The following is a 25,216-nucleotide window of genomic DNA, read 5'->3' as shown; positions in this document are numbered from 1 at the left end:
GGGCGTTTTTTATTTAACTCGCGCTTCTTCTGCGATATGAATAAATAGCAAAGAACAAGCCAGAAATAATAAATATGGCAGAGGTTAGATATATTCCGATTGGAAATTCCCCGCCTTCATCTTCAGGCTCTACCCCTTGGGCAGTTACCTCACCAATTCCGTATGTGAATTTATACTCCCCCTCAACTGGGTGGCCATCTGCTGAAACCACACGATAGTAAACAAGTACTGGCCCCTTAACTTCATTGGGCGAAAGAGTTACAGAAATACTATTTCCAATTACCACCTCATCAGGCTCACTGACCTGATCACCAACTGCATTATTGACCACCACAAAATTAGTTTTCTCACCATCTAGGTTGATTAGAACTTCATCAAACTCTAAAGTCAATTGATCGGGCCAACTTTCAACCTCAGCATCAATTGCTGGTGATGCTGAAATAAGTTTGGTGTGAGCAGATGCCAAATTGGCTGGAATAAAAACAAGTATTAAGGCAAGCAGTGCAGTAAATACTTGGGATCTACCTGCTGTGCTAGATCTCATAGCAATACCTTAGCCAGAGTGGTGCTGGCATTTTGTAGATGCAAATCGTTTGCATTAACATATACTATGAGTAAAAAGACCCAACTTCGCCAACATCTACGATTCACCCGGCAGGAGTTGCCATCATTAATTGGGGTTTTTTCAGTTGTGGCATTTCTGCATATTGCAGGCTGGGGCTTGTTTATTCATTTCAATTCAAATCCGGCTTATAGCTCTTTGACTGATTCAACTGGCGCGCTTGTTTACGCCGGCGCTGGCGCACTTGCCTACTCTTTTGGGTTAAGGCACGCATTTGATGCCGACCATATTGCCGCAATTGATGACACCACCAGATTAATGCTCGCAAAAGGTAAGAATCCATTGGCACTTGGCTTATTTTTCTCACTTGGTCACTCAACAATTGTGATGGCACTTTGCGTGGGTGTTGCATTTGCTGCTCGCCAAGCAGCTAAATTCCAAAAAGATTTTGCTGAGACAGGTGGAATAATAGGAGCCTCGGTTTCAACTTTTTTCCTATATCTAGTTGGCATTTTAAATTTAGTTATTTTGGTTGGAATAATCAAAGTATGGAAACAAGCTAAAAGTGGCAAATTCTCCCATGATCACCTAACTCAACTTCTAAATGAGCGCAGCTTAATGCGACGTATTTTTAGAGGAGCCTTTAAAAAGGGTTTTGATCACTCATGGCAGTTATACCCAGTTGGAGTTTTATTTGGATTAGGTTTTGATACCGCAACTGAGGTGGCACTACTTGCCCTATCAGCAACAGCAGCAGTCGGTACCGTTGGCGGCTTTTTGCCACCCCTTGCGATTATTGCCTTACCTCTAATTTTTGCTGCTGGAATGACGCTTATGGATTCTCTTGATGGAATATTTATGACAAAAGCTTATGCCTGGGCCTTTACCTCACCACTTCGCAAGATTTACTACAACATCACCACCACCGGTTTATCTATCTTTGTGGCATTTGTGATCGGGACAATACAATTTGTTGGAGTGTTATCAGATAAAACCAATATTGATAATTACCAACCATTTACCTTTATTGCCGGGCTGGATTTAAATCGCGTCGGCTTCTTTATTGTTGCCTCTTTTGTGGGCGCTTGGTTGCTCTCAGTTTTAATCTGGAGAGTTGGCCGTTATGAAGAGCGTTACTCCTCAGGAATTGCTGAAACTGAGCACGAGCACAAAGAATTTAAGCTTTAATCAACGTATAGATCGTTTATAAACTCTTTCGTTCCAGGAACAACTGCATACTTATCTAAATCAACAATTCCTTCACCAGCTAACACCACATCATCAATAAAGAAATTCCCGCTGCACTCTTTGCCTGGCCGATTTAAGATTATGTAGGCCGAGTCAGAGATGATCTCAGGTGTACGGCAAAAGTCAGTATCTACGCCTGGAATCATCGCAAGGGCGGCGGTATTAATCGCTGTGCGGGGCCATAATGCATTTACGCCAATGCCATCTCGCTTTAACTCATCTGCTAATCCCAATACACACATACTCATTCCATACTTTGCCATTGTGTAAGCCAGATGGGGCTTAAACCATTTGCCCTTCATGGAAAGCGGTGGTGAGAGCATCAAGATGTGTGGATTACGTCCTTCCTGAGCACTCTTCTTTAAGTAAGGAAGACATGCTTGTGAGGTTAAGAATGTGCCACGGGTATTAACGCCCATCATTAAATCAAATCTTTTAGCAGGAGTACTCTCAGTATTGGTCAAATTAATTGCAGATGCGTTATTAATCAGAATATCAATTCCGCCAAATGCTTTAGCCGCTTGTTCCACCGCTGCTGTGATTTGATTTTCATCTCGAATATCACATGCTATTGCTAGCGCTTTGCCCCCAGCAGCTTCAATATCTTTTGACGCAGTAAAAATAGTTCCGGGAAGCTTTGGATGTGGCTCAGTAGTTTTAGCTGCGATTGCAATCAAAGCACCATCTTTGGCCGCCCGAAGAGCGATGGCCAGGCCAATGCCCCGTGAACCACCGGTAACAAATATTCGCTTGCCGGCTAAACTCATTATTTAACCTTACTTTTCTTTGCTAAGAAATTCATAAAGGCTTGCTGAGCTTCATCAGATTCAGTGGCCATTCTGAATAATTCACCCTCTGCTCGCATCACCTGATTTAGTGCTTCATGTGAACCACTTTTTAGCAGCGCCTTAGTGTTTATAACAGCCGCAGGTGGTTGCTCGGCAATCTCATTGGCAAATGCCATCGCAGCAGCTAACTCATCTTCTGAAATCTGATTAATCAAACCCATGCTTAATGCCTCATCGGCGGAAAATGTTCGACCGGTAAGGAATATTTCTGCCGCCTTGGCATGTCCTACTAATCTGGGAAATAGGTAACTAGAGCCACCTTCTGCCACCAAGCCCAGTGAGACAAAGGGCATGGAAAACTTAGTATCTGGATTTGCCGTAACTAAATCGCAGTGCATCAGCATGGTGGTGCCAATACCAACTGCTCGTCCTTTGACCGCAGCGATTAATGGCTTAGGAAAATTGTGGATAGCAAATAGAAAGTTAAATACTGGAGATCCCTCACCCATTGCTGGGTTATTTGCAAAATCATTGATGTCATTGCCCGCGGTAAATGAGTCCCCGTTGGAGTTGATCACAACTACTCTGATTGAAAAATCTGCTGCTGCCTCATTGATCTTGGTAGATAAAGTTTGATACATCTCCTGTGTGATTGCATTTTTCTTCTCTGGCCTATTTAAGGTGAGTGCTAGCACTGGGCCGATTTGCTCCGCTTTTATAAAACTCATGGTGTAATAATACTCAAGATAAATCAGCAATAGATCAAAATTTACTTGAATATAGGGCTAGATTGAGGGCATAAGAATGGAGATGCACTTGCAAGTAAATCTGATTGTGCGCCCACTGACACCATTTGAGCAATTAGTTTGTGAGCACTTATGTGATGGCCTTACAAACGCAGCAATCGCCCAGGCAACTGCTCATACCGAAAAGGTGATCGAAAATACCGTCTCCCGGGTGGCTCAAGCTTTTACCTTGCGGTCAAATACAGAGATTAATTTGAGGGTGTTGCTAGCACTTGCCTATCGAACCCATTTTGGTGATCTTGCTTTTGATAAATTAAATATTGCCTGCAAACATTTGCAGACCCTTCCTGATGGCAGCAGACATTGTTTGCAGCATTGTCATTAAGTAGTTCTTAACTCCTTAAAAGTAAATCTTAGAATTTTCAACAAGCGACACCCTCGTAGCCTTTTTTAACGTTCAATACTGCCTTCGATAAATTGCTCAACTTTGGCAAATGCCTGTTCATCGGTGTACTGCTCTGGTGGTGATTTCATAAAGTAACTAGATGGTGAAAGAAGTGGTCCACCAATCTTGCGATCTAGGGCAATCTTGGCGCAACGAAGCGCATCGATAATTACCCCAGCTGAGTTTGGTGAATCCCAAACCTCAAGCTTGTACTCCAGATTTAATGGCACATCGCCAAAGGCTCTTCCTTCAAGGCGAACATAGGCCCACTTGCGATCATCAAGCCATGGAATGTAATCAGATGGGCCAATGTGTACATTCTTAGCACCCAGGTCATAATCTAATTGCGAGGTCACTGATTGGGTCTTAGAAATCTTCTTAGATTCAAGACGATCCCGCTCTAACATGTTTTTAAAATCCATATTTCCACCCACATTTAATTGGTAGGTGCGGTCAAGGTGGACACCACGATCTTGGAATAGCTTGGCCATAATTCGGTGAGTGATGGTGGCGCCAACTTGGGATTTAATATCATCGCCAACAATTGGCAGTCCAGCTTTTTTGAACTTATCAGCCCACACTGGATCAGATGCAATAAAGACAGGAAGGGCATTAACAAAGGCACACCCAGCATCAATTGCGCATTGGGCGTAAAACTTTGCTGCCTCCTCTGAACCAACTGGCAGATAGCAGATAAGCACATCGACTTTGGCTGATTTCAACTCTGCCACTACATCAACTGCAGCTGTATCTGACTCGTTAATCGTCTCTTTGTAATAACGACCCAAACCATCAAGAGTTTTTCCGCGCTTTACCGTAACTCCAGTTTTAGCAACTGTGGCAAATTTGATGGTGTTGTTCTCACTCGCCCAAATTGCATCGGCAAGATCGATGCCCACTTTTTTAGCATCAACATCTAGAGCTAAGACAAAGTTAATATTTTTAATGTGATAGCCACCTAGGACTGGGTGCATCAATCCAGGAATCTCACTATCGTTGGTGGCATCTTTGTAATAGGTAATTCCTTGTACCAATGAGTTGGCACAGTTTCCAACCCCCACAATGGCAACTCGGATCTCTCCTTTATTCTCTATGCTCACAGGCTCTTCCTCTCACTTTTTATCATTTTTTCAAGCCAGGTGATCTCTCGCTCAGCTGACTCCAATGAGTGACGACGCCACTCAACTAAATAGGTATCAATACCCTCAGGAATTTTTGCTAAATCTTTTCTAACAATCTCCGCCTTCTCTACCAACTTACGATGGCGGCCCTCCAGAATTTTTACTCGATTATTTCTTGGAGTTGGTCCAAAAAATGCGAACCGGACCTCAAACCCCTCATCTTCAAAGGTATCGGGGCTAACACTTTGCATTAATGAATCTAATTTTTCACGCCCTGTCTTGGTCAATTCATAAACAATCCGTGACCTGCGAGATAATCCGCCAGCACTGGTAAATGTCTCTTCAATTAACTTTGCCAACAACATTTTGCGCAGTTGTGGGTATAAAACTGAAAAACTTAGAGCCCTAAAGGGTCCATAGATCGTCGCCATTCGCTTACGCAACTCATACCCATGTAAGGGCCCCTGGGATAGCAGGCCAAGGAGTGCGAACTCCAAGGACTCAGAACGCGAGCGCACAGGTTTCCTATCTACTAGATATATCGAATCGATACTATCGAGTATCTAAGCCGAAAAGCTCAATATCTGCAACCCATACAATCAGGGCGTGTTTATCTCCGAGGCCATCCCCAGCAGGTTCTGGGAGTTCCTAATAGCCACAATTCTGATCATTTTGGCCCCAGGTCCATCGGTGCTTTTCACCATCGCCAGGGCAATCTCCTGGGGCAGAATGGCAGCTATTGCCACCGTGATTGGCAACGCCTTTGGCATGTTTCTAGTCTCTGTTTTAGTGGCGGTGGGGTTGGGTCCGGTAATTCAAAACTCCACAGTTTTATATCACGGAATTCAATGGGCTGGTGGTGGCTATCTAATCTATCTGGGGTATGTGGCAATCAAAGCGAGTGCAATTGATGCCCAGGGGATGCAATCTGCTGAAGGATTAAAACCTAATTTTCTCACATCAGTTAAAAATGGTTTTTGGGTAGGGGTATTAAATCCAAAATCAATAGTCTTTTTCGCAGCGATCTTGCCGCAGTTTGTTGATCAAGGTAAAGAGAATCTAACTGCGCAATTGCTTTTTTTAGGTTCAATCTTCGCTCTTGTCGCACTGATCTCAGATGGTACCTACGGTATTTTAGCCGGCACCATCCGTGCCTGGCTTGCCGGAGATATGCGCAGGCTGATCTTTATGCGCCGCTTTGGTGGTGTGGTGATGATCGCTCTAGGCATCTTCACCATCGCCTCAGCGGTAATACTTGGCTAGCTGCTCAAATTTCTCGTGGCGATATTGCCCTATGTCAGTTCTCGGGGGCAGACTTATCAGCAGTAAAACTAAATTAGTCACAGCAAGCTGTGCGACGAGAAACGAGTTGAATAATGGCATCATCTAATGCAGTTGGCAGTGCGCGTGAATTTATTTCACCATCAGATTTAACATTTTCTTGGGGCGGATGTCATCGCTGCCTCTGGCTTAATTACAACCATGGTCTGCGCACACCCGGATTTATGCCATTAGTGGGAGATCTAGCAAATATGCAAGAGAATTACTTTGCATCCAAAACCACTGCAGATATCGCACCAGTTTTACCAGCTGGCAAAGTAGCCTCCTTAGGTGGTTGGGTTAAATCTGCTCTGATTCCAGTTAATGGCAGCAACTCCAAATTTGCAATCCGTGGCAAGTATGATCTTTTGATTGAATTTGCAGATGGAACTTACGGAGTGATTGATTGCAAGTTTCAGGCAAAGGATTCAGATAAAACTGATCTTTATCAGCCCCAACTTGAGGCGTATGCATTTGCGCTAGAGAATCCAGCAACTGGTGAGCCAAAACCAGTTTCGTTGATTGGTTTATTAGTCTGGTCCTTATTAGCACCCGCTGGTGATGTCAACAAAGGATTTGGCTTAAAGCTAAAACATAGTTGGCGGCCAATTACTCGAAACCCAGCGGCGCTTTCAACTAGGCTGACAGATTTTATTACGGTGGTCACCGGTGAGATGCCAGTGGCAAAAGATAATTGCGATATGTGTAATTACTTAACGCAGCGCCGAGATTTTATTGGCGCAAAGTAGCGGTAGATCTAGGCATCATCCTCATCAAACTCAGTGTTATCTGTCTTACTTTTTTTGATCGCATCTTTTGCATCAGATGCGTAGGTGTGAGGTACATACTCCTGCTTGGATAACTGGGCGATTTTTTCCATTAGTTGATTAGTCAAAGTTCTAAGTAACACTTGATCAGTTGAATCACCATCAAGGTAAATAGCCTCACCAAATACCATCTCAACTCGTCTTACCTTTGGCACCACCTGACCAGTTGGTTGAATCTCAGCGGTATTAAACATCGCAACTGGAATTATTGGCGCCCCAGATTCAATCGCCAACCGAGCAATACCGGTGCGTCCCTTATAAAGCCGACCATCTGGTGATCTTGTTCCTTCTGGATAAATTCCAATGCAGCGACCCTCTTTTAATAATCGCAGACCAGTTAATAAAGCCGCCTCACTTCGCTTGCCACCAGAGCGATCAATCGGCACTTGACCAAGTGCGATAAAGGTTAATTTCTTTATAAAGCCAGCTAAGCCTGGTGAGGTGAAGTACTCACTCTTAGCCAGAAAGGTGACATTACGCGGGACTACTACCGGCATAAAGATTGAGTCACTAAAAGAGAGGTGGTTAGAGGCGATGATTGCCGCACCGTTGGTCGGCACATTTCGAAGACCGGTAACCTTTGGCCTAAAGAGCAACATCAAAAGTGGAATCAAAAAAGATTTCAACAGCCGGTATGCCATATCCCCTAATTTACTGGCAAAGGGAATCTATGACACCATCTGAGCGTGAATTCAATTCCAAATGCTGCAGGATTCACCCTTTCTGGGGGGAAAATCGGCGTTTTAGTCTTGCATGGATTTACCAGCACACCGGTTGCGATAAAACCCTGGGCAGATTTTTTTAACCAACAAGGCTTTACCGTCAGTGCGCCATTACTTCCAGGCCATGGCAGCAATTGGCAGGAGCTAAATGAAATGAGTTGGCAGGATTGGTATGCCGCAGTTGAAGCTTCATTTAATGAGTTAAAAGGTAAGTGTGAGCGAGTATTTATCGCTGGCTTCTCAATGGGCGGCACCTTAGCACTTAGGTTGTGTCAGATTCATGGCAATCAGATTGAAGGGCTGATGCTGCTTAATACCCCAATTCATGATCGCAGATGGTTTATGAAGTTAGTTCCGTTGGCAAAATATTTAATTCCTTCAATTAAAAAAGGTCCAACAGATGTTGCCGCTCCTAATCCACCAAAACACGCGTATGGTCGCACCCCGCTAAAAGCATTTGATTCCCTGCGCCAACTTTGGCGAGTTGTTGAGCGAGATTTATATCTGATTGATTTACCAATTATGGTCGCCTATTCAACTAATGACCATGCAGTTGATCCAGCTAATTCTCAAACCATAGTTGATAATATTTTTTCAGTTGATATCCAAGAGGTGGTATTTGAAAATTCTTATCACAACGTCTCAATTGATTTTGATTCACAGCAGTTAAATATCGAAAGTAAATTATTTATCGAAGATGTACTAGCTGGAAAATTAAAGCGGGGAAGTGATTTTAATGAGTCAGATATCGTCGATGCTCAATTTGATTCAATCATCTCTGGCCTATCACTTGATCAATCAGCACCGACCACCTATCTAGATGAATTATCCAGAATTGAAGAATCAGAGCGGTTTAGACCACCCAACCCTAAAAAGATTGTCCTAGATCAGATACAGCGAATAGCTGCCGCTTTATTTGTTGGAAGCAGCGTTTATCTTCTTTTATTTGGCTTTACTGATTTTGAAATCTTTGGTCCTTGGCCGGCCATTCTGGGATATCTCACCTGCGTTGCCACAATAATCTGGCGCACAGCAAGGCGTGATGATGATTTTGAAGACGGGGCTAGCCTCTAACTAAATCAGCTGCGCCAATTACACCAGCATCATTACCAAACTTGGCGGCAATTACTTTTGGTAACAAATGAGTTCCGGCAAATGGCATGTATTTTTCCATTGCAGCTCGCACTGGTGCTAAAAATAATTCACCAGCCTGCACTACCCCTCCGCCAACCACAATTGCTTGCGGATCAAGCAGTAATGTGTAGGAAGCGCAGGCACTTCCCAACCAATCTGCTTGTTTATTAAAGGCTGAAATTGCCAACTGGTCGCCATTTTTTGCAGCTTGAGTCAGAATCTCACCGGTTAAATTATTAATCACACCAGCTGCATCTAGCAAGGCTTTGCCAGCAACTGGATCAGATGCAATCGCATCTTTTGCATATCTCATTAAAGCGCTACCTGAGGCGTACTGCTCAATACAACCGTATGCGCCACAACCACACAAAATACCTTTTGGCTGCACAATCATGTGGCCAAACTCTGCGCCAATTCCATTTGCTCCCCTAAATAATTTGCCATCAATCACCAGACCGCCACCCATGCCAGTGCCGATAATGAAAAACATAACTGGATTAAAACCTTTAGCATTACCAAACTTATACTCAGCCCACATCGCTGCGTTGGCATCATTTTCAGCAATCACCGGTAGATCAAATACTTTTTTGATCTCAGCTACAAAGTTTAATTCACTTAAATTGGCAATATTTGGCGCTCCAACAATTGTTCCTTGATCTGCAGAGATTAATGCAGCTACGCAAATACCAATTCCAGCAATTTCATGTTTGACGCTTAACTCTTTGATTAATTCAACAATGGTGGCAATAAGTTCTTTTCCACCAGCAGCTGGAGTTACTCTACGCGCAGAATCAATAATTTTGCCACTGCCATCAACAACACCACCTAATACTTTGGTGCCACCGATATCAATCCCAATTGTTAGCGCTGATGATGCTATCTTTATGCTCAATTAGTTTTCCAGTTTTTCCTTTAACTGTTTCAAAGCTAGATCAATGGTGGATTTCTCAGCTTTTATCCGCATAGTTGGCGGCACTGGCATTGAAAGTGCCACAGTTAATTCAAAGGTGACTTCAGTTTCATCGCCATTATCTTTAACAATATAAGCCCCACTCATTTCAGTAAGCAGATCTGCATCCTCTAGCGAAAAATCAACACGATCTGGATATGCAGACCAGTCGTAATTTAAAGTTGGTTTATCTTTCAATGCCCCGGCATCTACAGTGAGATTCACCTGGGTTGGTCTGCCCTGACCATCACTGACTAACACATTTGCCGCTTTAAATGAGGTTGACCATGAGGGGTAATTGGCTATATCAAACAAGACAGCTCTTACCTCATCGGCAGAGGCGGAGATTGCGATGGTGGAGGTGGATGTCTCAGACATGGGATTAGGCTACCCCGAAGTAGTACTACCTCTCACATAACTTAATAAATATCAGCTTTTCCTAGCCTAATCCCCCTCCTTCCTAGTAGCGTGGGAGCATGAACCAAATAAGTATTCCAGCCCTGGTCCCAGCCGCAGTTGATGGCAATCTAACTAATTTGATCTCCGAACGCGCTTGGTTTGAACCAGAGCGCGTACTTGTCTCTCGCCCAATGGGCGATGGTTGGCAAGCGGTTACCGCTAAAGAGTATGAAGAGGAGATTAAATCAGTTGCTAAGGGTTTAATCGCGGCCGGTATTTCATTTGGTGATCGGGTTGCGATCATGGCAAAGACTCGTTATGAGTGGACTGTTTTAGATTTTGCAATTTGGTATGCAGGTGCGGTTTCAGTGCCAATTTATGAGACCTCAAGTGCCGAACAAGTGGAGTGGATTTTAACTGACTCAAGCGCGGTGGCAATAATTGTTGAAACACCAGCTCTTGTTGAACTGGTGACGCCAGTAATGCCATCTAGTTGTAAGAAGATTTGGAACATTACCTACAACGCACTTGCTACTTTATCTCATGAAGGAAAAGATGTAAGTGAAGAGGAGATAACCAAACGCAGGGCTGGATTGAAGCCTGAAACTTTGGCAACTTTAATTTACACATCCGGCACTACTGGTAAGCCAAAGGGTGTGCAATTAACTCATGGAAATTTCCTATCTGAGTGTGGAAATGTTGTAAACGGTGCCAGTGATCTGTTCTTAAAACCTGGTGGATCAACACTATTGTTTTTGCCAGTTGCACACGTATTTGGCCGAATGGTTCAAATTGGTTCAATTACCGCAGGATTACACCTTGCCCATTGCAGTGATCTGACTAAATTACCAAAAGATCTTGCATCATTTAAACCAACTTTTGTACTAGCTGTACCTCGAATCTTTGAGAAAATTTACAACGGCGCAGAGGCAAAAGCTGAAGCGGGCGGCAAGGGAAAGATTTTCCGTAAGGCTGCAGAGGTAGCAATTGCCTATAGTCGAGCAACCGACACAAATAAAATCGCTCCGCTACTTAAATTACAACATGGCTTATTTGATAAATTGGTTTACTCCAAGATTCGCCATGGCCTGGGCGGCCGAGTTGAGGCTGCAATTTCAGGCGGTGCTCCGCTGGGTGAGCGGCTTGGCCACTTCTATCGCGGTGCTGGCGTTCGAGTACTTGAAGGCTATGGATTAACCGAAACCACAGCTGGCGCCACACTTAATTTAACATCTGCTCACAAAGTTGGCACCGTTGGCAAACCTATTCCAGGAACCACAATAAAGATTGCTGAAGATGGTGAAGTATTAATCAAAGGACCAATTGTGATGCAAGGTTATTGGCAAAATGATGCCGCAAACAAAGAGACCTTTACAGCAGATGGCTACTTTAAATCCGGTGATATCGGCATGATTGATGAACAAGGTTACTTATCAATCACTGGACGCAAGAAAGAGTTGATTGTTACCGCGGGTGGAAAAAATGTTGCACCAGCTGTTCTAGAAGATCGCCTTCGTTCCCATCCGTTGATCAGCCAGTGCATGGTGGTTGGCGACAACAAACCATTTATTGCCGCTTTAATTACTATTGATCCAGATGCATTTAAACCCTGGGCAGTTGCGAACAAAAAAGAAGGTAAATCCATTGCTGATTTAGCAAAGGATCCAACCTTACAATCTGTTATTCAAACTGCAGTTGATGAAACCAATAAAGCGGTCAGCCGCGCGGAATCGATTCGAAAGTTCATAATCTTGCCAGTTGATTTCACAATACCTGGTGGACAATTAACCGCCAAGTTATCAGTGAAGCGGCATGTAGTTTCGCAGCAATTTGCTCGCGAAATTGATGAACTCTTCGCCTAAATCAGAACGTACTCGACTTGCTCGAGAGCTCCACGATGGGTTGGCTCAAGAACTAAGCGCCTTTGGCTATCAACTCGATCAAGTAATTGGTGATCACAAGTTAGACAACAAAAACCGAGGGTTATTAAGGCAGTTAAGGTTTTCACTAAGTGGGATTATTAACCAAGTAAGAGATGAAATTTATGAACTACGAAATGAAAACTTAAAGGCATTTTCCCAACAGCTAGATGATCAGATGGCATCTTTATTATCTGCAAGTGAAATCAATTATCAGATATCTGGCGATATTGAAGTTGATTCTGCCATCAAATTTGAATTATTACGCGCTATTCGTGAATTGGTTTTAAATGCTAGATACCACTCAAACTGTGACAATATAACTATAAGCCTTGCTGAAAAAGTGATAACCATTTCAGATGATGGTGTTGGTGGATTTGAAAAGAAGGAGCACTCATTTGGAATTACTGGTGTTATTGAACGGCTTGGTTTAATTCATGCTGAATTAAAAATAGAGTCCAATCAAGGTGGAACCACGATTCAAATTAAGTTCTAAATATGAAAATTATCTTAATTGATGATCATGCCCTAATCAGGGCGGCGATGATTTCAGCTCTTGTGGGCAGTAGATTTGAGGTAGTGGCTCAGGCCTCCTCGGTTAATGAGGCGCTGGCGATGATAAATACTCATAATCCCGATATTGCTTTGGTTGATATAAATCTGGGATCAGCAACTGGCATTGATCTGATTAAAGCAGCAATTAAATCTGGTGCTACTTGTAAATTTGTAGTTCTCACGATGCATGATGATGAGCAGATGCTGGAGCAGGTCAAATCAGCTGGTGCCTCAGCATTTATCACTAAAGGATCACCAATTGAACAGGTGATCCAACTCCTTAATGCTGTGGCAGATGGTGTGAATAAGTTTATGAAAGTAGGAGAGATAAAAGTAAGTCCTATCAAAAAGGATTTTGCATTAAGTAGGCGGGAGAGTGAGGTTTTAAGCTTTCTACCAACTGGGGCTACCGCCACCGCAATTGGTGGTCTCTTATTCTTAACTGAGGCAACAATTAAAACCCACCTGGCAAGTATTTATCGCAAATTGGGAGCAGCAAATCGTGCTCAGGCAGTGAGTATCGCCTTAGAAAATAAGTTAATCACCAATTAGTATTTTATTAAATTTCTTTGACCAAGAATTAAGTTGCCAATTATCAATCACCCAACCTCGACCTGCCTGCCCCATTTGCTTTGCCGCATCAGGCTTTGCTAACAGATTAGAGATAGCAGCTGCAATTTGGTCAACGTTGCTGCTGTCAATTAACACACCAGTTATTTGATCAAGCACGGCATCAACTGCTCCGCCAGAGTTACCAACTACAACTGGTAGGCCACAGGCACTTGCCTCAAGATACACAATTCCCAACCCTTCAACCTCAAGCCCGGCGAACCGTGATCTAACTGGCATCGCAAATACCTCCCCTAAGCAGATGTAATCTGGCAGAGCTGAGTGTGAAACTTTTCCAGCAAATATTACCTTTGCCAGCACTCCCGCCTGCTTAGCAGTATTAAACAACATTTGTTTAGTTGGGCCTTCACCAACTAATAAAAGAATTGCATCTGGAAATTGTTCTAAGATTTTGGGAAGAGCTTTTATTAATTGGTCTTGTCCTTTTCGATGAACCAATCTGCCTACACAAACTATTACCCGCCTGCCCTGCAACTGATATTTGGCCAGTAACTCATTATTATTTGGCTTAGGAGTGAAGTGATTTGTATCAATACCTGGAGCGATTTGAATAAACTTTTCTGATTGTCTTTTTATCTTAATTGAACTATTTAAAATTTCATTTTTAGTAAATTCACCCAGATATCCCAAGTAATCAATACTTTTAACGATCTTCTGAAATGCAATTTTTAATAATGGCACTCTTGCCCACCAAATCTCATGGCCATGGCTTAGCGCCACAATATTGCTGGCACCTTCCTTGCGAAGCTTTCCAGCCATTAAAGCAAGCGGTGCAGCTGCGCCAAACCATACATTTTTGATTTGGTACTGAGCCATGATCTTCACTGCTCGGGAGTTGATTCTGGGGGTTGGCAGCAGAATTTTCGCCCGATCTCTAATTACTACTGCGCCATACTTTTCTAATAATTGCGCGTCAAAACTTTCACTCCCCTTTTGGGATGAGGTGTAGATAATTAGGCAATTTTTTGGCAATCCTGCAATTAAACCCAGAATGAAGGTTTCAATCCCACCCGCACGGGGTCCAAGATCATTAGTTACAAGGAGTACCTTTTTATCTTTATAAACGTCGGGCTCCGATATAAGGTTTTTTACCCATATTCATATTGGCAATCTTTACTTGGCTGCCTTTTCTTGGTGCATGCAACATTCGATCTGGTCCTAGGTAAATTGCAACATGTGAGATTGGTTTTCCAAAAAATACTAGATCACCCGGCTGCAAATCCTTCTTTGCTACCGCTTTACCGTATCCGTACTGCGCCCTTGAGGAGTGTGGGAGTGAAACACCTGCTGTGCGAAAAGCACGCATGGTCAAGCCTGAACAATCCCAAGTGGTCATCCCATCTGCGCCAAAGACATACTTATCACCAATTTGTTCCAGTGCATACTTAATTGCAACTCCCCCACGCCCAGATAGACCGGAGTACTTACCCGCATCAGCCAAGGATCTTTGCTGGTCAGCATTTTCTTCATCCTCATTTAACTTTGCTAACCGCTCTCGCTCTGCTGCCGTTAATTTTTTTAGCAGCGCCTCTGCCTCTGCTAACTTAGCGTTTGCTATATCTTGTTGCTTTTTAAACCTAGCCTCTGCCGCCTTTACCAATGCCAACTTATCGGACAAGGTTAATGAGGTGGCATTTAAACGTTGAGTGGCAACTGAAAACTTCTTTAAGTCAATGGTTTTTTGCCTAGTCACTGCTTCAAGTGAGCCAGCAGTTGATAAATATTGAGCTGGATCTGATGAAAACAATAGTTCTAAAGATTTACTTAGGGGTCCAGACTTGTATTGCTCAGCCGCAATTGCGCCGATACTCTTATTTAACTCTGCTACTGATGCTCCTTGTTGGCTCGCTTGTTGTTGAACTGAGTCCAAGGTTTTTTTAAGCCTTGCCAATTGCACCTTCGCCTCTTGCGCACCTTCAGCTGCTGTTGTTGCCTGTGTCTCCAAATCTTGCACCCGAGCTTGTATCTCAATTAGGTTTGGCGCAGCACTTGCTGGTGAGGGTGCAAGAAGCCCAGTTATGATCACAAGGCTGAAAATCACCCGAAGGGAAAATTTCATTTAGAAAGGTTAGCCACCAAAACCTGATTAACTCAACCTGACTTAAGCCTAAAGTGCTGAGAATTATCTATTTTTTACCAGATTTACACAGTTTTATGCCTGGGATCACCCGCTTGCACTGCTTTGTTTGCCGCCAGTATCAAATCGCAACGGAGGCACAAGTCCAAGCTTGGCTAGGTTATTGATAGCTAAGTTCTCATTGCTGCTAAGTTCAGCATTTTTTCCAGCGGTTGGCTTTATCTCCAGCAACACTGAAACAACACAATCGCCGCAGGCGATATCGCGCATTACACAACTTTCACAATCGATGATCATGGCTCAAGATTAGAAGAGGCCACTGACAGCCAGTAACCTTCATCTTTATGAGATCTGTGATCGCAACTGCCAACCTGATTGTTGGCAAAGATGGCTCAACCACAGTTGCTGGCTCATCAACTCCCCTTTCAACTGATGAGGACAGAAGGCGCTTTCATCAACTGCGCACCAACTCAGATTTGATCCTAATTGGTGGCAATACTGCAAGGCGTGAGCCATATAAGCGAACCCCAATCCCTCTATATATTCTCACTCACACCAAGGTAAGGCTGGCGCCCAAAAACCAGTTAGCTAAACAATTCTCCATGACCTCCACACAGATGATCAATGAAATAAGTAATAACTTTCCGCCCCAAGATAGTAAAGCTGGCATCAAGTTGTTAGTTGAAGCAGGTCCAAAGCTGCTGCAACAGATGATCAATGATTCGTTAATTGATCAGCTTTATTTAAGTATTAATCTTGAAAAAACTGGTGATAATCAGATATCAATTGAGGAACTGACCTCAACTTTTAAATTAATCTCTACTGAAGTGATATCAGCTTGTGAGTTTAGGTATTACCAAAGACTAGCCAACTGAGATTAAGGCAATACCAGCGATAGCAAGTCCAATACCAATATATTGAACTTTATGTAATCGCTCATGCAAAATCTTAAAAGCAAGAAGTGCGGTAACAATTGGAAATAATGAACCAAGCACGACAGCAAGAGATACCAAGCCTTTTGTAGTTGCAACACCCAGCAATAAATTGGCAATGAAATCAGCACCTCCAATTGCAATTAAAAGCGGCAAATCTTTCCGGGTGAAGCCACCAAATGTTCGATATTTTGCAAATAAAAATAAAGCAATGATAAATGTAGTAAAGCGCATGGTGGTCATTGTCATAATCGCACTTGAGGCGGAGCCCTGAGCAATAAAAGCCACCGCTCCACCAAAGCCAAATGCTGCAATGACTGCATAGATCAGCGGCTTAATACTTATGCCACCTTTTATCTCAGGACCACTTGCACAGAATGCACCGAGTAAGGCAATACTCATGCCAGTTAACTGGGTTGAGTTTGGTTTTTCACCGTTAATAAAAGCAATTGTTAGCGGGATTAAAACACTAAGTGCTGCGATTGGTGAGACGACTCCCATTCGTCCAGTTGCAAGTCCAGTATAAAAAGCGACTAACCCAATAAAGCCAAGTGATCCGGCAAAAACTCCGGACAAGAAGTAATTATCCCAACTTAATGAGGGTTTGGTCCAAGAGGAGCTGATAAGAATTATTGAAATACCAATTAATAAACCAAAAGCTTGTGAGACGGCAGTAACAGCTAGTGCTTGATATCGCTTGGCTAAATTGCCACCAAAGAAATCTGCCGCTCCCCAAAGAACTGAACTAAGCAATGCTAATAATGCAGCCATTAAAGAAGCCTACTATGGTCAAATAGGATAGATTTGCAGCAATATCTCATCAAGGATTGCTCGTGCCTAGTCTTGCTTAATCCACTTATAATTTATCCTTGGACAGTGAAAAAAACTTTTGACCAAGTAACCGCACCTATATTGGCGCTAAAACCGCGTGGTGAGATCATGTTAGAAACTGTGCCAGCGCCGCAAAAACTTGCGCCCCATTCTTTAGCAATGACTGCCGACGTTTTAGAGGATGCTGCAACTGGTCGCTTTGTATTACTACATGACCCTGCCGGCCAAGAGGGTTGGGGCGGGCAATGGCGATGTGTCACATTTGCGCGGGCAGCAATTGATCTAGAGATGGCATCTGATCCATTATTGCCAGAGGTTGGTTGGGCTTGGTTAACTGAATCATTAAAAAAGCAAGGGTGTGATTTCACCGCCCCCAGTGGCACCGTTACCAGAGTTGCTAGCCAATCCTTTGGTGAATTAGAGGATAAAGATGAAAACTCTGAGATTGAAATACGCGCATCTTGGTCACCTACTAATGAAGATAATTTAATTGATCATGTAAATGCGTGGCTAGAGTTGTTGGCAATCAGCGCTGGGTTAGAACCAATTCCACAAGGTGTTACCTCAATCGCTGGCAAAAAATAGAAGTTTTTAATTAATGCTCACCCCACTTCTTGCACCCCGTCATGGCACTCCTAAAATCGTTGATGATGAAGCTGGCTTTGCGCAAGTAATCACTGATCTGGCAAAAGGAGATGGTCCAATTGCAGTTGATGCCGAGCGGGCATCTGGGTATAAATACAGCCAGCGGGCGTATTTAATTCAGATCTACCGCAAAAGTGGTGGGCTGCATCTGATTGATCCAATTCCACTTAAAAATTCAAAGTTGTGGCAATTATTTAATCAAAACTTTTCTGAGTATGAATGGGTTATCCATGCCAGTACTCAAGATCTCGCCTGCTTATTAGAGATTGGCCTAAAGCCTAAAAAACTATTTGATACTGAGTTAGGCGCCAGAATTGCAGGTTGCCCTAGGGTTGGCCTTGGCCCACTTGCCGAGAGTTTGCTAGAACTAAGTTTAGCCAAGGAGCACTCTGCAGTTGATTGGTCAATTAGGCCCTTAAAATCTGAGTGGATTATTTATGCCGCACTTGATGTTGATATCTTGTTGGATATCAGAGATAAAGTAGCAGAGCTGTTAGTTGATCAGAAAAAATTAAAGTGGGCTGAGCAGGATTTTGCAGCCATTCTTAAAAATTATGAAAATTTTCAGGTTGTAGATACTCCTAAGCCAGATCGTTGGCGTAGAACCTCTGGCATGCATAAGGTGCGGGATAGATTAACTATGACGGTAGTTCGAGATCTTTGGTTTTCACGTGATGAATTGGCTCGGCAATTAGATATCGCCCCAGGCAGAGTATTAGGTGATGCGGCGATAGTAGAGCTGGCAACTAAGCTGCCAGATAATTCAGAGGCGGTAGCAAAGGTTATTGGTTGGCGCACCAGATTAGAGGCACCACCATTTAATCGCTGGTTATCGGTATTAACCACTGCGCTTAACACCCCAATTGATGCCCAACCTGAGTTTCGTGTGCCATCTGCAACCTTGCCGCCAATAAAAATTTGGAAGGAAAAGAATCCACTTGGTTATGCCAGATTGACCCATGCTCGGTTGCAATTAGCAACCTTGTCTGGAACTTTGCAAATTCCAGTTGAAAATTTAATTACACCAGAACTGGTAAAACGTATCTGTTGGCAAAATCCACCAAGTGAAAGCAGTGAGTATGAAGGATTTGTAAAAGGTGAATTGGAAAAAATGGGCGCACGCCCCTGGCAGATTGAACAGGTGACATCAATTATCGCCGCATGTCTATCTGAGATTGAGCCGGTGTTAATTCCAGAGCCGGTAGAGAGTGAATCTGAGCCTGAGGTAGCGGGGCCGTAATGTGATAGGAATTACGCAACACTTAAGTTGCGTAATTCAATTTCTTAGGTTTATGCTAATCCCATGTTAAGTACATTTCTAATCGCCCTTCGTGAGGGGCTCGAGGCTGCATTAATTGTGGGAATTTTAGTTGCATATGTGGTCAAGACAGATCGTAGAAACTTACTTGCTCCAATTTGGAGTGGTGTGGCGTTGGCACTTGCTGCCAGCTTTGCATTGGGCGGCTTTTTATCCTTCACCTCAGCTGAGTTAAGTGAGCGCGGTGAGCAATTCTTTGCTGGCACGACATCATTTTTGGCAGTGGCCCTAGTTACCTGGATGGTTTTTTGGATGAAGCGGGCAGCAAGAACTTTAAGAGATGAGTTGCATGGCAAGGTCGATAACGCCCTTTCTGCTGGTCCATTAGCACTTGCAGCTGCAGCCTTTTTTGCAGTTGCCCGTGAAGGATTAGAGACTGCGCTATTTGTTTATACAAACTTCAAGACAGTTGCTGCAACATCCTCAGCATCTGTTGGATTAGTTTTAGGTTTAACTCTGGCGGTAGTTTTGGGGTATTTAATCTATAACCGAGCTATTCAACTTAATCTAAGTAAGTTTTTTACTATCACTGGTGTTGCACTGATTGTTGTGGCAGCAGGAGTTCTCTCCTATGGAGTGCATGAGTATCAAGAGCTTGGTTGGATTCCAGGTGATGGCTCTTACGCTTGGGATATCTCATCTGTAATGGCGAAGGATTCAATAGCTGGCTCAGTACTTGCTGGCACTATTGGTTTTGATGTAAATACCTCTTGGATTCAGCTTTTCTTTTGGGCGGCTTATCTATCGATTGTGCTTCGCCTTTATACAAAGCCAGCAAAGGCAAAGACACTGGTCTAAGTAGGGGGTTGCCCCACTACCCATTTACTCTACTGGCGAGTAACCTAGCCCTATGAGTAAAACTGCCACCGCAAAAACTAATGTGGTTTTAGTTGATGCAGTTAGAACTCCGTTTGGTAAAGCTGGCTCCTTATACTCTCAAACCAGAGCAGATGACATTATGGTCCGCTGCATTCGTGGCCTACTTGAGCGCAATCCAAATCTACCAATTGATCAAATTGATGATGTAGCAATTGCCGCTGCAACTCAAACCGGTGATCAGGGAATGAATATCGGCCGCTCAGTTTCAATATTAGCGGGCATTCCAAATACAGTTCCTGGTTACTCAATTGACCGATGGTGCGCCGGCGCTCTGACCGCAGTGACCACTATCGCTGGTGGCATAAATATGGGTGCTTATGATCTAGCAATTGCCGGCGGAGTTGAACATATGGGAAATCATCCAATGGGTGATGGCATGGATCCAAATCCTAGATACTTAGCTGAAAAAATAGTTGATACCGATGCTTTGCAGATGGGTGCAACCGCTGAGCGATTACATGACAAATTTCCTCATCTCACAAAAGAACGAGCTGATAAATATGCACTTGCTTCGCAACAAAAGACTGCTGCAGCGTATGCAGCAAATAAAATTCAACCTGATTTAATTCCAGTTGCCACCCGTAGTATTGAACTTGGTTGGGGAATGGCAACAGTTGATGAACCACCTCGGCCACAAACAACATTGGAGGCGCTAGCAGCTCTTAAAACACCATTTCGGCCAGCTGGCCGCGTCACTGCTGGAAATGCAGCCGGACTAAATGATGGTGCCACAGCTGCAATCTTGGCTTCAGAAAGTAAGGCGAGGGATTTAAATCTGCCGATCAAAGCAAAAATGATCTCATTTGCATTTGCAGGTGTTGAACCAGAGATTATGGGATATGGACCGGTACCTAGCACCATTAAAGCGTTGAAAAAAGCTGGCTTAGATATTGGTGATATTGGTTTATTTGAAGTAAATGAAGCTTTTGCAATTCAAGTACTCTCATTTCTAGATCACTTTGGCATTGCCGATGATGACAACCGAGTGAATATTTATGGTGGCGCAATTGCAGTTGGACACCCACTAGCATCTTCCGGAGTGAGATTAATTCTCAATTTGGCAAATGGTTTTAAAGAACGCCCCGAAGTAAAGTATGGAATTACTACCATGTGTATAGGTCTGGGCATGGGCGGGACTGTTATTTGGGAGAATCCAAACTACAAAGGCGATAAGTAGTGGCTGAAGTTTTAGCTGGTGCTCCTGATGAGGTTGTAACCAAAGCGATTTTGCAATTAGTATCACTTCAACCATTTGGAAATAGCGGCAAATTAGCATTGATTACTTTAGATAATGGTCTTGATTACAACCGCCCTAATACCTTTGGCGCAGCCTCCCTAGCATCACTTGCATCCGCGATAGATGAGGCGCAAAAATCTGAAGCGGTTGCGATTGCAGTGACTGGTAAACCATTTATTTTTGCAGCAGGTGCTGATCTATCTGCAATGTCTTTTTTGAAGGATAAATCCCAAGCAATTGCCATCGGTGATCTTGGACATGAAGTGTTTTTAAAATTGTATGAAAGTAAGAAACCAACCTTTGCATTTATAAATGGTTTAGCTTTGGGTGGGGGCTTAGAGGTGGGCTTGAATTGCCACTATCGCACACTCTCTTCTACTGCATTTACTGCATTACCTGAATGCTTTTTAGGATTGGTTCCAGGATGGGGCGGGGCAACATTGCTACCAAAGTTGATTGGTCCTGAAAATGCGGTGCAAGTAATAATTGTCAATGCATTAAACAACAACACCATGATGAAAGCAAAGGATGCTTTATCACTGGGCGTGGTAGATGCGGTTTACCAGCCGGTAGATTTCTTAGAAAATTCAGTTAAGTTTGTGGCTGATATTTTAAATGGAACGAAAAAAATTGAACGTAAGGATTACAGCAAGGATTCTGCTGGTTTTGAAAAAGCTGTCTCCATCGGCAAAGCAGCGGTTGCAAAAAAATATAGTGGCGCCCAAATTCCATCACCACTTGCAGCACTTGAATTAATTAAATCTGCTCAAAGCAACTCAGTAAGGGATGGGTTTGCAGCAGAGACTAAAGTTTTAGCAGATCTGGTAATGAGTGATTCACTTCGTGCATCCTTATATGCTTTTAATTTAATTCAGAAAAAGCGCAAAAAGGTTGAAGGAGCACCGAAGCCTGCGGTGGCAAGAAAGGTTTCCAAGGTTGGTGTTGTGGGCGCGGGGCTTATGGCCGCACAGTTGGCGTTGTTAATGCTTCGTAATCTTAAGGTTCCAGTGGTAATTACCGACTTAGATCAAGAGCGAGTGGATAAGGGTTTGAGCTGGATTAAAAATGAAATTCAAAAATTAGTTGATAAAAAACGAGATTCACCTGAAGGTGCTGCCAGATTGCTCTCAAATATCTCTGGTTCAGTTGACCAAAAGGTATTTGCCAATGCTGATTTTGTGATTGAGGCAATTTTCGAGGAGCTATCACTTAAACAGAAATTATTTAAAGATCTTGAATTAATCATTACGCCAGAGTGTGTTTTAGCAACTAATACCTCATCTTTATCAGTTGAGGCAATGAGTGAAGGATTAAAACATCCAGAACGGGTAGTGGGATTTCACTTCTTTAATCCAGTGGCGGTGATGCCACTATTAGAAGTGGCAAGAACTAGTAAGACTGATGATGCCACCACCGCTACTGCAATTAATGTCGGCAAAGAGCTGAAGAAGACAATGGTTATCGTAAAAGATGCGCCAGCATTTGTCGTAAATCGCTTATTGACTAGATTTATGGGTGAGGTAACCGATGCAATTGATGAGGGGACTCCGTACGAGGTAGCGGATGCTGCAATGGCTCCCCTTGGTTTTCCTATGTCCTCACTTGAATTACTTGGCTTAGTAGGCCCTGGCGTTGCTTTGCATGTTGCGCAAACTTTAAATAAGAATCTAGGACCGAGATATAAGGTCTCACCTACCATGCAAAGATTTGTAAAAGAGAGTGTCAAAACTTTCTATATTAAGGATGCAAATGGCGCGAACACTGTCAATCCTGCTGCCTTAGCACTACTTGAAAAAGGTAATTCACCATCGACCTCAGATCAGGTTAGAAGGCGAGCCCTTGAAGCTTTAGCCCTTGAAGCAAAGATGATGCTAGATGAAAAAGTTGTTGCAACTCCACAAGAGATTGATATTTGTATGTTACTTGGCTCAGGCTGGCCTATGCATTTAGGTGGGATCTTGCCGTATTTGGATCGTGAAGGAATTAGCGAAGCGGTTTGCGGCTCTCGTTTTCACCCTCCGGCAGTTGCATCTCTTCCTTAACATCACTTGATACTGCGCTGCTGTGCCAGGCTACTAGCGAGCGCGCAATACTTTGAACGGTTATTCCAAGATCTTCTAGAATCTCAGCTCGCTTGGCGTGCTCCAAAAATTCAAGTGGTAAGCCAATTGAGTGAACCGGAACATTTAATTGTGCATCTCTAAACATCTCTGAAATGGTGCTGGCAATACCACCATGCTTGATTCCATCCTCTAACACAACTACATTTTTATATCGCTGGGCCATAGTGATTAAGGATTTTGGCAATGGCTTAACCCATCTTGGATCAATTACCGTCACACCTACCCCTTCACGATAAGTCTGCGCTGCAGCCTCTACCGCAATTGCGGCAAAAGCACCTACGCTGACCAACAGGACATCGGCACTCTCACCACGGTATAAAACATCAATGCCATCACGTCTTTCAAAAGCTGGAATATCTGGATTTACTGCACCCTTTGGAAAACGAATGAGCGAAGGGGCATCTTTGATATCAAGTGCTTCGCGTAATGTCTCTTTAACTCGCTGGCCATCGCGCGGGGCAGCAACATGCAAAGTTGGCACTATGCCAGTTAGGGCTAAATCCCACATTCCATTATGTGATGGCCCATCATCACCGGTAACACCTGCTCGATCTAAAACAAAAGTAACACCAGCCTTATGGAGTGCAACATCAAGTAATAATTGATCAAATGCTCGGTTTAAAAATGTGGAGTAAACCGCAACCACTGGATGAAGACCAGCAAATGCCATACCAGCCGCGGAGGTAGCCGCATGTTGCTCGGCAATTCCCACATCAAAGGTTCTATCTGGGTACGCCTTCTCAAATTTATCTAATCCGGTTGGTCCCATCATGGCTGCGGTAATCGCAACAACATCTGTTCTTTCACCGCCAATCTTTACTAACTCCTCAGAAAATACACTGGTCCAACTCTTACCTGCTTTACTCAATGGCTGCCCAGTCTCAGCATCAACCACCCCAACGGCATGAAACTTCTCTGCCTCATCATTTATTGCAGGTGCATGTCCGCGTCCTTTTTCGGTGATCACATGAACTAAAACTGGTCTACCAAAATCTTTAGCAATCCTTAAAGCTTTTTCGATTGCGCCAATATCATGACCATCAACTGGGCCAAAGTATTTAAGACCTAAATCCTCAAACATTCCTTGGGGGGCGACAATATCCTTAATACCTTTTTTCACACCATGCAAAGTTTCATATATCGGACCTCCCACAACTGGTGTCTTCTCCAACACCCCTTTGCCCCAATCCAAAAACTTCTCATAGCCACTTGTGGTTCGAAGGGTGGATAAATATGTTGCCAATCCACCAATTGTTGGTGAGTAAGATCGTTCATTGTCATTGACAATAATTACTAATTTTTCCTTTTCATTTGTTGCAATATTATTTAACGCCTCCCAGCTCATACCGCCAGTTAATGCACCGTCACCAACTACACAAACTACAGTTCTATCATTTTGATTTGTTAATGAAAAACCTTTGGCGATTCCATCACTCCAAGACAGTGCTGTTGAGGCGTGAGAGTTTTCCACTACATCATGCTCACTCTCGCCTCTATTTGGATAACCAGCTGCGCCACCTCGCTGACGAAGTTTGCTAAAACTAGCCATACGACCAGTTAGCAATTTATGAACATAACTTTGATGGCCAGTATCAAAAACAATTACATCCTTTGGTGATTTAAATACTCGGTGAATTGCAATTGTTAACTCCACCACGCCAAGATTTGGTCCAAGGTGCCCACCAGTCTTTGAAACTTGTTCAATTAGAAAGGAGCGTATTTCTGAGGATAATTGAGTTAATTGCTCAGCTGAAAGCCCTTTTAGATCATCTGGGGATTTAATCTGTTCCAACATGGGTATAGTTTAAA

Annotated in this window: 27 protein-coding genes; 14 read left to right on the top strand and 13 right to left on the bottom strand. The window is 43.4% G+C overall.

Translation table 11 applies throughout. The features are described 5' to 3' along the window. Positions 1–13: 13 nt before the first annotated feature. Positions 14–544: a copper resistance CopC family protein gene (locus tag B1s21160_RS02560; RefSeq protein WP_095672297.1), complete on the bottom strand. Its 531-nt coding sequence runs from the start codon at positions 542–544 to the stop codon at positions 14–16. A 66-nt stretch (positions 545–610) separates the two neighbouring features. Between B1s21160_RS02560 and B1s21160_RS02555 the strand changes: the two genes are divergently transcribed. Next, positions 611–1,750, top strand: a complete 1,140-nt coding sequence (locus tag B1s21160_RS02555) for a HoxN/HupN/NixA family nickel/cobalt transporter (RefSeq protein WP_095672296.1) — start codon at positions 611–613, stop codon at positions 1,748–1,750. On the opposite strand, the gene B1s21160_RS02550 is transcribed toward B1s21160_RS02555, so the two are convergent. Next, positions 1,747–2,577 (bottom strand): SDR family oxidoreductase, encoded by an 831-nt coding sequence (locus B1s21160_RS02550; RefSeq protein ID WP_095672295.1) that lies wholly within the window; start codon positions 2,575–2,577, stop codon positions 1,747–1,749. The two genes, B1s21160_RS02555 and B1s21160_RS02550, sit on opposite strands and share 4 nt — an antisense overlap. Beyond that, complete coding sequence (locus B1s21160_RS02545) at positions 2,577–3,326, bottom strand: enoyl-CoA hydratase/isomerase family protein (RefSeq protein WP_095672294.1); 750 nt, start codon at positions 3,324–3,326, stop codon at positions 2,577–2,579. Before B1s21160_RS02545 ends, B1s21160_RS02550 begins: the two co-directional genes overlap by 1 nt. Before the next feature lie 76 nt (positions 3,327–3,402). Here B1s21160_RS02545 and B1s21160_RS02540 point away from each other — a divergent pair, with 76 nt between their 5' ends. Next, a complete protein-coding gene (locus B1s21160_RS02540) occupies positions 3,403–3,729 on the top strand; it encodes a helix-turn-helix domain-containing protein (RefSeq protein WP_223297980.1) in 327 nt (108 codons plus the stop codon). A 65-nt stretch (positions 3,730–3,794) separates the two neighbouring features. Here B1s21160_RS02540 and B1s21160_RS02535 read toward each other — a convergent pair whose 3' ends face one another. Further along, positions 3,795–4,889 carry an inositol-3-phosphate synthase gene (locus B1s21160_RS02535; RefSeq protein ID WP_095672293.1) on the bottom strand — a complete coding sequence of 365 codons (1,095 nt, stop codon included), beginning with the start codon at positions 4,887–4,889 and terminating at the stop codon, positions 3,795–3,797. Further along, positions 4,886–5,428: a PadR family transcriptional regulator gene (locus B1s21160_RS02530; protein WP_095672292.1), complete on the bottom strand. Its 543-nt coding sequence runs from the start codon at positions 5,426–5,428 to the stop codon at positions 4,886–4,888. The genes B1s21160_RS02535 and B1s21160_RS02530 overlap by 4 nt, the downstream gene beginning before the upstream one ends. Before the next feature lie 88 nt (positions 5,429–5,516). On the opposite strand from B1s21160_RS02530, the gene B1s21160_RS02525 reads away from it, so the two are divergent. Beyond that, on the top strand, positions 5,517–6,173 hold the full coding sequence (locus B1s21160_RS02525) for a LysE family translocator (RefSeq protein WP_095672291.1): 657 nt from the start codon (positions 5,517–5,519) through the stop codon (positions 6,171–6,173). Between the two features lie 113 nt (positions 6,174–6,286). Further along, entirely contained in the window at positions 6,287–6,979 is a 693-nt protein-coding gene (locus B1s21160_RS02520; protein WP_095672290.1) for a PD-(D/E)XK nuclease family protein, read from the top strand. An 8-nt stretch (positions 6,980–6,987) separates the two neighbouring features. Here the strand turns inward: B1s21160_RS02520 and B1s21160_RS02515 are convergent, their stop codons facing one another. After that, positions 6,988–7,698 (bottom strand): lysophospholipid acyltransferase family protein, encoded by a 711-nt coding sequence (locus B1s21160_RS02515; RefSeq protein ID WP_223297979.1) that lies wholly within the window; start codon positions 7,696–7,698, stop codon positions 6,988–6,990. 45 nt (positions 7,699–7,743) lie between these two features. Here B1s21160_RS02515 and B1s21160_RS02510 point away from each other — a divergent pair, with 45 nt between their 5' ends. Next, on the top strand, positions 7,744–8,853 hold the full coding sequence (locus B1s21160_RS02510) for an alpha/beta hydrolase (RefSeq protein WP_095672289.1): 1,110 nt from the start codon (positions 7,744–7,746) through the stop codon (positions 8,851–8,853). Here the strand turns inward: B1s21160_RS02510 and B1s21160_RS02505 are convergent. Both B1s21160_RS02505 and B1s21160_RS02500 read right to left on the bottom strand, forming a co-directional pair. After that, the gene (locus B1s21160_RS02505) at positions 8,843–9,805 is read right to left on the bottom strand and encodes an ROK family protein (protein ID WP_095672288.1); all 963 of its coding nucleotides are present in this window, start codon (positions 9,803–9,805) and stop codon (positions 8,843–8,845) included. The two genes, B1s21160_RS02510 and B1s21160_RS02505, sit on opposite strands and share 11 nt — an antisense overlap. After that, positions 9,806–10,240: an SRPBCC family protein gene (locus B1s21160_RS02500; protein ID WP_095672287.1), complete on the bottom strand. Its 435-nt coding sequence runs from the start codon at positions 10,238–10,240 to the stop codon at positions 9,806–9,808. Between the two features lie 98 nt (positions 10,241–10,338). On the opposite strand from B1s21160_RS02500, the gene B1s21160_RS02495 reads away from it, so the two are divergent. Genes B1s21160_RS02495 through B1s21160_RS02485 form a run of 3 tightly spaced genes read left to right on the top strand, consistent with a single transcriptional unit; the run spans position 10,339 to position 13,287 of the window. Beyond that, entirely contained in the window at positions 10,339–12,123 is a 1,785-nt protein-coding gene (locus tag B1s21160_RS02495) for an AMP-dependent synthetase/ligase (RefSeq protein ID WP_095672286.1), read from the top strand. After that, positions 12,092–12,676, top strand: a complete 585-nt coding sequence (locus B1s21160_RS02490) for a sensor histidine kinase (RefSeq protein WP_223297978.1) — start codon at positions 12,092–12,094, stop codon at positions 12,674–12,676. The genes B1s21160_RS02495 and B1s21160_RS02490 overlap by 32 nt, the downstream gene beginning before the upstream one ends. A gap of 2 nt (positions 12,677–12,678) precedes the next feature. Then, positions 12,679–13,287: a response regulator transcription factor gene (locus tag B1s21160_RS02485; RefSeq protein ID WP_095672284.1), complete on the top strand. Its 609-nt coding sequence runs from the start codon at positions 12,679–12,681 to the stop codon at positions 13,285–13,287. Here the strand turns inward: B1s21160_RS02485 and B1s21160_RS02480 are convergent. From B1s21160_RS02480 to B1s21160_RS02470, 3 genes are all read right to left on the bottom strand, one after another. After that, positions 13,273–14,337, bottom strand: coding sequence for a glycosyltransferase family 4 protein (locus B1s21160_RS02480; protein ID WP_223297977.1), 1,065 nt, complete (start codon positions 14,335–14,337; stop codon positions 13,273–13,275). The genes B1s21160_RS02485 and B1s21160_RS02480 overlap by 15 nt on opposite strands. A gap of 85 nt (positions 14,338–14,422) precedes the next feature. Then, positions 14,423–15,424 carry a C40 family peptidase gene (locus B1s21160_RS02475; RefSeq protein ID WP_095672282.1) on the bottom strand — a complete coding sequence of 334 codons (1,002 nt, stop codon included), beginning with the start codon at positions 15,422–15,424 and terminating at the stop codon, positions 14,423–14,425. A gap of 105 nt (positions 15,425–15,529) precedes the next feature. Beyond that, complete coding sequence (locus B1s21160_RS02470) at positions 15,530–15,739, bottom strand: hypothetical protein (RefSeq protein ID WP_190276966.1); 210 nt, start codon at positions 15,737–15,739, stop codon at positions 15,530–15,532. Between the two features lie 47 nt (positions 15,740–15,786). Here B1s21160_RS02470 and B1s21160_RS02465 point away from each other — a divergent pair, with 47 nt between their 5' ends. After that, positions 15,787–16,317 (top strand): dihydrofolate reductase family protein, encoded by a 531-nt coding sequence (locus tag B1s21160_RS02465; protein ID WP_095672280.1) that lies wholly within the window; start codon positions 15,787–15,789, stop codon positions 16,315–16,317. Here B1s21160_RS02465 and B1s21160_RS02460 read toward each other — a convergent pair. Beyond that, the gene (locus tag B1s21160_RS02460) at positions 16,306–17,145 is read right to left on the bottom strand and encodes a DMT family transporter (protein ID WP_095672279.1); all 840 of its coding nucleotides are present in this window, start codon (positions 17,143–17,145) and stop codon (positions 16,306–16,308) included. The genes B1s21160_RS02465 and B1s21160_RS02460 overlap by 12 nt on opposite strands. 105 nt (positions 17,146–17,250) lie before the next feature. Here B1s21160_RS02460 and B1s21160_RS02455 point away from each other — a divergent pair, with 105 nt between their 5' ends. From B1s21160_RS02455 to B1s21160_RS02435, 5 genes are all read left to right on the top strand, one after another. Next, the gene (locus tag B1s21160_RS02455) at positions 17,251–17,790 is read left to right on the top strand and encodes a DUF3000 domain-containing protein (protein ID WP_095672894.1); all 540 of its coding nucleotides are present in this window, start codon (positions 17,251–17,253) and stop codon (positions 17,788–17,790) included. 13 nt (positions 17,791–17,803) lie between these two features. Beyond that, a complete protein-coding gene (locus tag B1s21160_RS02450) occupies positions 17,804–19,090 on the top strand; it encodes an HRDC domain-containing protein (protein ID WP_095672278.1) in 1,287 nt (428 codons plus the stop codon). Positions 19,091–19,153: 63 nt separating this feature from the next. Further along, positions 19,154–19,966 carry an iron uptake transporter permease EfeU gene (efeU, locus tag B1s21160_RS02445; RefSeq protein WP_095672277.1) on the top strand — a complete coding sequence of 271 codons (813 nt, stop codon included), beginning with the start codon at positions 19,154–19,156 and terminating at the stop codon, positions 19,964–19,966. Between the two features lie 52 nt (positions 19,967–20,018). After that, the gene (locus B1s21160_RS02440; protein WP_095672276.1) at positions 20,019–21,224 is read left to right on the top strand and encodes a thiolase family protein; all 1,206 of its coding nucleotides are present in this window, start codon (positions 20,019–20,021) and stop codon (positions 21,222–21,224) included. Further along, a complete protein-coding gene (locus tag B1s21160_RS02435) occupies positions 21,224–23,326 on the top strand; it encodes a 3-hydroxyacyl-CoA dehydrogenase NAD-binding domain-containing protein (RefSeq protein ID WP_095672275.1) in 2,103 nt (700 codons plus the stop codon). The genes B1s21160_RS02440 and B1s21160_RS02435 overlap by 1 nt, the downstream gene beginning before the upstream one ends. Here the strand turns inward: B1s21160_RS02435 and dxs are convergent. Next, the gene (gene dxs / locus B1s21160_RS02430) at positions 23,268–25,208 is read right to left on the bottom strand and encodes a 1-deoxy-D-xylulose-5-phosphate synthase (protein ID WP_190276972.1); all 1,941 of its coding nucleotides are present in this window, start codon (positions 25,206–25,208) and stop codon (positions 23,268–23,270) included. The two genes, B1s21160_RS02435 and dxs, sit on opposite strands and share 59 nt — an antisense overlap. Positions 25,209–25,216 lie beyond the last annotated feature (8 nt).

Source organism: Candidatus Nanopelagicus hibericus, from assembly GCF_002288005.1.
GTDB classification, from domain to species: Bacteria; Actinomycetota; Actinomycetes; order Nanopelagicales; family Nanopelagicaceae; genus Nanopelagicus; species Nanopelagicus hibericus.
This window is presented reverse-complemented; position numbering and strand designations above follow the sequence as displayed.

What these genes read in the sequence shown, in the direction of transcription:
- B1s21160_RS02520 (WP_095672290.1), top strand. Translation starts at nt 6,287, where the DNA reads ATGGCATCATCTAATGCAGTTGGCAGTGCGCGTGAATTTATTTCACCA.
- B1s21160_RS02485 (WP_095672284.1), top strand. Translation starts at nt 12,679, where the DNA reads ATGAAAATTATCTTAATTGATGATCATGCCCTAATCAGGGCGGCGATG.
- B1s21160_RS02560 (WP_095672297.1), bottom strand. Translation starts at nt 544, where the DNA reads ATGAGATCTAGCACAGCAGGTAGATCCCAAGTATTTACTGCACTGCTT.
- B1s21160_RS02450 (WP_095672278.1), top strand. Translation starts at nt 17,804, where the DNA reads ATGCTCACCCCACTTCTTGCACCCCGTCATGGCACTCCTAAAATCGTT.
- B1s21160_RS02555 (WP_095672296.1), top strand. Translation starts at nt 611, where the DNA reads ATGAGTAAAAAGACCCAACTTCGCCAACATCTACGATTCACCCGGCAG.
- B1s21160_RS02500 (WP_095672287.1), bottom strand. Translation starts at nt 10,240, where the DNA reads ATGTCTGAGACATCCACCTCCACCATCGCAATCTCCGCCTCTGCCGAT.
- B1s21160_RS02440 (WP_095672276.1), top strand. Translation starts at nt 20,019, where the DNA reads ATGAGTAAAACTGCCACCGCAAAAACTAATGTGGTTTTAGTTGATGCA.
- B1s21160_RS02475 (WP_095672282.1), bottom strand. Translation starts at nt 15,424, where the DNA reads ATGAAATTTTCCCTTCGGGTGATTTTCAGCCTTGTGATCATAACTGGG.
- B1s21160_RS02470 (WP_190276966.1), bottom strand. Translation starts at nt 15,739, where the DNA reads ATGATCATCGATTGTGAAAGTTGTGTAATGCGCGATATCGCCTGCGGC.
- B1s21160_RS02465 (WP_095672280.1), top strand. Translation starts at nt 15,787, where the DNA reads ATGAGATCTGTGATCGCAACTGCCAACCTGATTGTTGGCAAAGATGGC.
- B1s21160_RS02545 (WP_095672294.1), bottom strand. Translation starts at nt 3,326, where the DNA reads ATGAGTTTTATAAAAGCGGAGCAAATCGGCCCAGTGCTAGCACTCACC.
- B1s21160_RS02460 (WP_095672279.1), bottom strand. Translation starts at nt 17,145, where the DNA reads ATGGCTGCATTATTAGCATTGCTTAGTTCAGTTCTTTGGGGAGCGGCA.
- B1s21160_RS02550 (WP_095672295.1), bottom strand. Translation starts at nt 2,577, where the DNA reads ATGAGTTTAGCCGGCAAGCGAATATTTGTTACCGGTGGTTCACGGGGC.
- efeU (WP_095672277.1), top strand. Translation starts at nt 19,154, where the DNA reads ATGTTAAGTACATTTCTAATCGCCCTTCGTGAGGGGCTCGAGGCTGCA.
- B1s21160_RS02515 (WP_223297979.1), bottom strand. Translation starts at nt 7,698, where the DNA reads ATGGCATACCGGCTGTTGAAATCTTTTTTGATTCCACTTTTGATGTTG.
- B1s21160_RS02495 (WP_095672286.1), top strand. Translation starts at nt 10,339, where the DNA reads ATGAACCAAATAAGTATTCCAGCCCTGGTCCCAGCCGCAGTTGATGGC.
- B1s21160_RS02540 (WP_223297980.1), top strand. Translation starts at nt 3,403, where the DNA reads ATGGAGATGCACTTGCAAGTAAATCTGATTGTGCGCCCACTGACACCA.